Annotated in this window: 5 protein-coding genes; 2 read left to right on the plus strand and 3 right to left on the minus strand. The window is 44.2% G+C overall.

What is annotated here, in order from left to right; all coding sequences use genetic code 11:
- Nucleotides 1–8 precede the first annotated feature (8 nt).
- A complete protein-coding gene (gene shiA, locus NI468_RS13850) occupies nt 9–1319 on the plus strand; it encodes a shikimate transporter (protein ID WP_253102339.1) in 1311 nt (436 codons plus the stop codon).
- Complete coding sequence (locus tag NI468_RS13855) at nt 1309–1665, plus strand: RidA family protein (RefSeq protein WP_005101539.1); 357 nt, start codon at nt 1309–1311, stop codon at nt 1663–1665. The genes shiA and NI468_RS13855 overlap by 11 nt, the downstream gene beginning before the upstream one ends.
- Nucleotides 1666–1719: 54 nt before the next feature.
- Here the strand turns inward: NI468_RS13855 and NI468_RS13860 are convergent, their stop codons facing one another.
- The 3 genes from NI468_RS13860 to NI468_RS13870 all read right to left on the minus strand — a co-directional run bounded on the left by NI468_RS13860 (nt 1720) and on the right by NI468_RS13870 (nt 6491).
- Nucleotides 1720–2268, minus strand: coding sequence for a DUF2726 domain-containing protein (locus tag NI468_RS13860; protein ID WP_004732580.1), 549 nt, complete (start codon nt 2266–2268; stop codon nt 1720–1722).
- Nucleotides 2269–2666: 398 nt separating this feature from the next.
- Nucleotides 2667–5075, minus strand: coding sequence for a YgiQ family radical SAM protein (locus tag NI468_RS13865; RefSeq protein WP_004644879.1), 2409 nt, complete (start codon nt 5073–5075; stop codon nt 2667–2669).
- A gap of 222 nt (nt 5076–5297) precedes the next feature.
- Nucleotides 5298–6491, minus strand: a complete 1194-nt coding sequence (locus tag NI468_RS13870; RefSeq protein WP_253102341.1) for an MFS transporter — start codon at nt 6489–6491, stop codon at nt 5298–5300.
- Between the last annotated feature and the right edge of the window lie 192 nt (nt 6492–6683).

Consider the following 6683-nt stretch of genomic DNA (forward strand, 5'->3'; position numbering starts at 1 on the left):
CCTCCTGCATGTCTTCTGTAAATTCTTCTGTTGTTCAAGAACAACGCGCACGTAAAGCTGCGCTGTCTAGTTTTGTTGGTGCTGTTGTCGATTGGTATGATTTTCTCCTTTATGGCATTGTTGCAGCCTTAATTTTTAAAGATCAGTTTTTCCCCAGTATTGGCGAGAACATGGGTACCCTTGCGGCTCTGGCCACCTTTGGGGTCGGCTTCCTGTTTCGTCCTTTAGGTGGTGTGGTATTTGGTCACTTTGGTGACAAGCTCGGCCGTAAAAAAATGCTGGTACTTACGGTAATCCTGATGGGAATTTCCACGGTCGGGATTGGTCTGCTGCCAAATTTTGAAGCAATTGGCTGGTGGGCTCCGGTGCTGTTGGTGTTTTGCCGTGCCTTGCAAGGCTTTGCCGTGGGTGGTGAATGGGGCGGCGCAGCTCTGATGGCAGTTGAAAATGCACCCAAGGGTAAAAAAGCCTTTTATAGCAGCGGGGTTCAGGTCGGCTATGGTGTTGGCCTGGTATTGGCCACTGGTGCAGTCTCCATTATTATTGCGACCCTAGGCGAACAGGCTTTTGCGGACTGGGCATGGCGTATTCCCTTTCTGGCCAGCATCGTACTGTTAGCTGTAGCGATGTGGATCCGACGTGATCAGGATGAATCGCAAGAGTTTGTGGAAAAGGTGGTGAAAGCTGATCATCAACCAGAAAAACTGCCGATCTTGCAGGCGATCAGCAAACATCCAAAAGCTTTCTTTTATATTATTGCCTTACGTTTGACTGAATTGCTGACCATATATCTGGTCACCAATTTCGCCCTGAACTATTCCACCAGCAACCTAGGCATGGACAAACAGTTCTTCCTGAATATCACGCTGATGGTCGGTGCCATCAGCTGTTTCAGTATTCCCTTCTTTGCCTGGCTGGCGGATAAATTCAATCATCAGAAAATGTGTGTCTGGGGTGGTTTGATTGGTGCGCTTTCGGCCTTTCCATTCTTTATGGCGCTCGATGCACAAAACACCTGGATGATTATTGTTGGCGCAATTTTACTGGCCAACGTTGCACACGATATGGTGGTTAGTGTCCATCAACCGATTTTCACCTCCCTGTTTGGCACAGAATACCGCTACAGCGGTGCCGGAGTTGGCTATCAGGTGGCGAGCATCATTGGGGGTGGTTTTACCCCATTTATTGCAGCGGCACTGGTGATTTGGGCGGATGGTTCATGGCATTATGTAGCCATCTATCTGGCGGTGGGTTGTCTGCTGACTGCATTGGTCGCAGCCCTGATGCCCAAAACTCAGGATGAACAACATGACAGTTGAACGTTTACACGTATCGAAACGCTTTTCGGAAATTGCTATTGCCGGTAATCTGGTGCATCTTGCCGGCCAGCTGGCCACAGATGTTGAACTGGATATTAAAGGGCAAACCCAACAGACTTTAGATATTATTGACCAGTTTCTGGCAGATGCCGGCACAGACAAAAGTCACATCATGTCGGTAACCATCTATTTGAAAGACATTGAAAAAGATTATGCAGCCTTCAATGAAGTCTGGGATGCCTGGGTCGCTGATATCGAAGCGCTGCCTCGTACCTGTGTAGAAGCAAAACTCTATGATCCACGGGTATTGGTCGAACTGACTGTCGTGGCGGTTAAACCGGAATAATGTTTCAAGATCGGTACTCATAAAAAAAGCATGCTTCTGGCATTCTTTTTTGTTTTAGCCCACAGCTTTGATTTTACTGCGCTCTAAATCCGAATATAAATAATATTTTTTCAGATCATTGCTAACTGTATATTTGGGCATTTTCTGCATTTGCGCTTGCTCCTGCAAGAAGTCCTGGCGCAACTGATAATATTCCGGCACATCATCGTAACGAATTACCCGATAACCTGCCATGGTTAGTAATGCATCCTGAAAACCCGTCTGCTGGGGACGCTTCAAAATTAATGGGTCATCTACTCCCACCACGGCTAGAATCTGGTGCTGCTGATCCAGAATTACAAAATCTGCAGTCAGGTTGCGGTACTTATGTCGAGTCCGGTTAAATTTAGTCGTCATTAAGGCATCATAGGAAACATGTGCCAAAATGATGTATTCAGGTAATACTTCCCTCAAACGGGTGAAGGTCAATTGCTCATTCAGGTTAAAAATAGCACGTTGCTTTAACGCACTGTCTTGTGGTTTGGAATTATTTCCGAGCTTTTTCCATGCCATGAGCACGACACAGAAGAGCAGAAAACTCCCAATCATAATATAGGTGGTCATGCCTAAATCCTTGAATTCTTATAATCATTTTTGTTTTATTGTTGTGCAGTATAAACCCACGCTTTATTTTAAATAGATATAACAACCAATCTGTTTAAATACCCATACAACTGGTATCAAAACTCGATTCTGTGTTACCTAAAGTGACATCTCTCTAGATGCCAATGAAAGTGGATTTAAAGTACTGATAATGCACTCTAAAACATCCATGGAATTGACCGCAATACATATCTGCCCAACTGTAGGACAATTCCGACAAAGTGTTATTTTTATATCACTTTTTTAAAGAATTTAATTCAAATAATATATTCTTTTACACTTTCAACTGACAAGCTCAGGCTACGTTACTTTACCCAAGAGCTAAAAAAAGACACCGAAGTGTCTTTTTATTAAATTAATTATGCACGTGATTTGGGCTTCGCTTTAGGCTTTGGCCCACCAAACGGTTTTTTGGCATCGCCTGTTTCACGTGGTGGTAAACCAGTGTGCTGGGTCAGAATTTGACCACGCTCAGGACGTTTCTTGGTATTTGAAGGACGTGACTGAGCTTGTGCAGCCTTGCTACGATTCCCTTGCTCACCGGTACGTTTTTGCGAATCACCGGCAACCGTCGAATTCTTCTTACGCGCCGATTGATACTGACCGTCTGCACTGCCTACAGGCTGATAAGTCGGAATTAAATGCTGTTTCGAGTTACCAATCAAATCCTGACGACCCATTTCTTTCAGGGCTTCACGCAGCAAAGGCCAGTTGTTTGAATCATGATAACGCAAGAAAGCTTTGTGCAAACGACGACGTTTCTCACCTTTCACAATGTCGACATTTTCAGTATAACGCGCCACTTTCGCCAGCGGGTTTTTACCAGTGTAGTACATGGTAGTTGCAGTCGCCATTGGTGAAGGATAGAAGGTCTGTACCTGATCGGCACGGAAACCATTCTTCTTCAACCAAATCGCCAAATTCATCATGTCGTAATCGGTAGTTCCCGGATGCGCCGCGATGAAGTAAGGAATTAAGTATTGTTCCTTGCCTGCTTCCTTACTATAACGATCAAACATTTGCTTGAAGCGGTCATAAGTCCCAATACCCGGCTTCATCATTTTATTGAGTGGGCCTTTTTCGGTATGTTCAGGCGCAATTTTTAAGTAACCACCGACATGATGGGTGACAAGTTCTTTGACATATTCAGGGTTTAAAACCGCAAGGTCATAACGTAGGCCTGAACCAATCAGAATCTTTTTAATGCCTGGTAAAGAACGCGCTTTACGGTATAACTGCGTCAATGGAGCATGATCCGTATGCAAATTCTGACAAACGCCCGGGAATACACATGACGGTTTACGACAGTTCTTTTCAATCTCAGGATCTTTACAGGCCAAACGATACATATTGGCTGTTGGGCCACCCAAGTCCGAGATAATACCCGTGAAGCCCGGTGCGGTATCACGGATTTTTTCCACTTCACGCAGAATCGATTCTTCAGAACGGTTCTGAATAATACGACCTTCATGTTCCGTAATTGAACAGAAGGTACAACCACCGAAACAGCCACGCATGATATTCACAGAGAACTTGATCATGTCGAATGCCGGGAAACGTGCATTGCCATAAGCAGGATGCGGCAGACGTGCATAAGGCAGGTCAAACACATAGTCCATTTCTTCGGTAGTCAACGGAATTGGCGGTGCATTCAACCAGACATCACGTTCACCATGCTTTTGCACCATGGCACGCGCATTCCCCGGATTGGTTTCCAGATGCAGAATACGGTTGGCATGTGCGTAGAGCACTGGATCTGCAGCCACTTCTTCAAAAGCAGGCAAACGAATTACGGCCAATTCGCGCGGCGGTAACTTATGTTTAATCGCTTTAGAAGCCGGTTGCAGTTGCACAATTTGTGTATCAGGATCTAAGTCATCCCCTGCTCGCACAATCGGATTGGCGACATGTTCTTTTTGGAAACCTTGGTACTGGCTAGAATCCTTCCCTTGTTCAATCTCACAACCCTCGATATCTTCAGTCATGACATACGGGTTAATAATTGGATCAACACGGCCAATGGCATCGACATCATTCGATGCAATTTCAACAAATTTGGCTTTAGAGGCACGGTTGTGTTTATTCACAATGAACGCAGTACCGCGAACATCAGTAATCTCGTGAATTTTCTCGCCACGTGCCAGACGATGCATAATTTCAGTGATTGAGCGTTCGCCATTACCGTACATCAAAAGATCGGCTTTTGAATCCATCAATACTGAACGACGGACTTTGTCTGACCAGTAATCATAATGCGCAATACGACGTAAGGATGCTTCAATACCGCCCAATAATACCGGTACATCCGGATAAGCTTCACGGACACGCTGGCAATACACGGTTGCCGCACGGTCTGGACGTTTGTTTGGCTGATTGTCTGGTGAATAGGCATCATCAGAACGGATTTTACGGTCAGCCGTATAACGGTTGATCATAGAATCCATATTCCCTGCTGTTACACCCCAAGCAATATTCGGTTTACCCAAAACGCGGAACGCATCCACGCTGGTCCAGTCTGGCTGTGCAATAATGCCGACACGGAAGCCTTGTGCTTCTAGCGTACGACCAATAATGCCTGAACAGAAAGACGGATGATCGATATAAGCATCACCACAAACTAAAATAAAATCACAGCTGTCCCAGCCGAGTTGATCCATTTCCTCGCGTGACATCGGCAAAAATGGCGCAGGGTCAAAACAAGACGCCCAATATTTGTCGTAATCAAACAACGCTTTTGGCGCAGTCTGCATGGTATAAGCAGTAGACATGGCTAGCAATTCTCGGCTGGCAGATGATAGGAGATCTAAAAATAAGATCAAAGATGAAAGCCGATTATTTTACCATGAATCGGCCCTAGCTTGCTTGATTATAATTTATACAAAATCAGAGACTAACTGAATCATGCTCTATTTGTCACTTGAATCTAAAGTTTAAATATATCAAAAAAGAAATTTATCTTATTTATGAGGAGGAAAGCTTGGACAGAATCTCTAATTTGAACGGAGTCTTAAACTAAATGCCAAACCTGTCAGTAATAACGCTGTGATAAACACAGTTAATCCTATCCAGCCATAATTTTCCCATACCAATCCGCTTGAGCTCCCCAACACGCTTGAACCCAGGTAATAGCAAAATAAATACAGCGACGAACCGACTGCCCGATACTGTAACGACTGGATCGAAACCCAGCTACTGGCAGTCGAATGGGCAGCGAAGAAAGAAAAAGTAAAAATCAGCAATCCGGTAAAAACAACAATCAACTGATTAATCAGCATCAGCGCCAAGCCCACAAGCATCATCAGGATCATGGCTGCCAATATTCTGAATTTGCCATAATGCCGTCCCCAGTGTGCTGCTCGAGGGGAGCTATAAATACCAGCCAAATAAGTAATCGAAATCACGCCAATCCAGACATGAGATAATTCAAATGGCGCTTGGATCAAGCGATAACTCAGATAATTAAATACCGAGACAAAGCAGCCCATCAAGATAAAACCTTGCAGGAATAAAACCCGAAGTTTTGGATCAGCGAGATTCTGCCTAAATGAGTTTTTAAAACGATTCAGCTTGATTGGATAGGCTTTAAAATGTTGCGAAGCGGGTAATAGGTAAGAAAATAATCCAGCGATACAAAGATTTAAGATACCGATAATCAAAGTGGCAGATTGCCAGGAGATAAAATCCACTAAAACTCCGGCAATTAAACGCCCTCCCATACCACCTATCGCTGTGCCAGAAATATATAAGCCCATGGCAAAACCGATATCTTTTTCTGCAATTTCTTCTCCGATATAAGTCATCGCGACCGCAGCGACACCACTGACTGTCAATCCAATCATTACTCGTGTGGTCAGAAACACGGACCAGATCGGCAATATTGCACTTAATAGTAATAATACTGAGACTGAAAATAGAGACCAGACCATAATCGGCTTACGACCGAATCGGTCTGATATTAGTCCAGTAAAAATCAGGCCAACTGCCAAGGCAATGGTAGAAAAAGATAAAGGGAAACTGCTTTGAGTCGGGCTGACCTGGAAATAATCAGCCAGAATCGGCATCATCGGCTGTACGCAATACAGTGATGAAAAAATGGCAAAGCCAGCAAGGAATAAGGAAAAAAGCACTGCTTTAAAAGCAGAAGAGCCATATTCAATATGGCTTGAAGATGAATTTGAGGACATATCCGCTCCATAGACCGGTTCAGTATACGCCTCTCAATTTTATTTTTATGTGATGTTTCAGTCGAAATAGCACATAAATAACATTTATTTGACTAAATTCTACGCATAAAAAAAACACCCCTGGCCTTATGGTCGGGGGTGTTTTGGAATAATGAGCTGGCGATGACTTACTCTCACATGGGTAACCCCACA

It is taken from the genome of Acinetobacter lwoffii, assembly GCF_024129355.1.
Taxonomy (GTDB): domain Bacteria; phylum Pseudomonadota; class Gammaproteobacteria; order Pseudomonadales; family Moraxellaceae; genus Acinetobacter; species Acinetobacter lwoffii_I.

Coding starts and splice junctions, on each gene's coding strand:
- NI468_RS13855 (WP_005101539.1), top strand. CDS start 1,309: ATGACAGTTGAACGTTTACACGTATCGAAACGCTTTTCGGAAATTGCT.
- NI468_RS13865 (WP_004644879.1), bottom strand. CDS start 5,075: ATGTCTACTGCTTATACCATGCAGACTGCGCCAAAAGCGTTGTTTGAT.
- shiA (WP_253102339.1), top strand. CDS start 9: ATGTCTTCTGTAAATTCTTCTGTTGTTCAAGAACAACGCGCACGTAAA.
- NI468_RS13870 (WP_253102341.1), bottom strand. CDS start 6,491: ATGTCCTCAAATTCATCTTCAAGCCATATTGAATATGGCTCTTCTGCT.
- NI468_RS13860 (WP_004732580.1), bottom strand. CDS start 2,268: ATGACCACCTATATTATGATTGGGAGTTTTCTGCTCTTCTGTGTCGTG.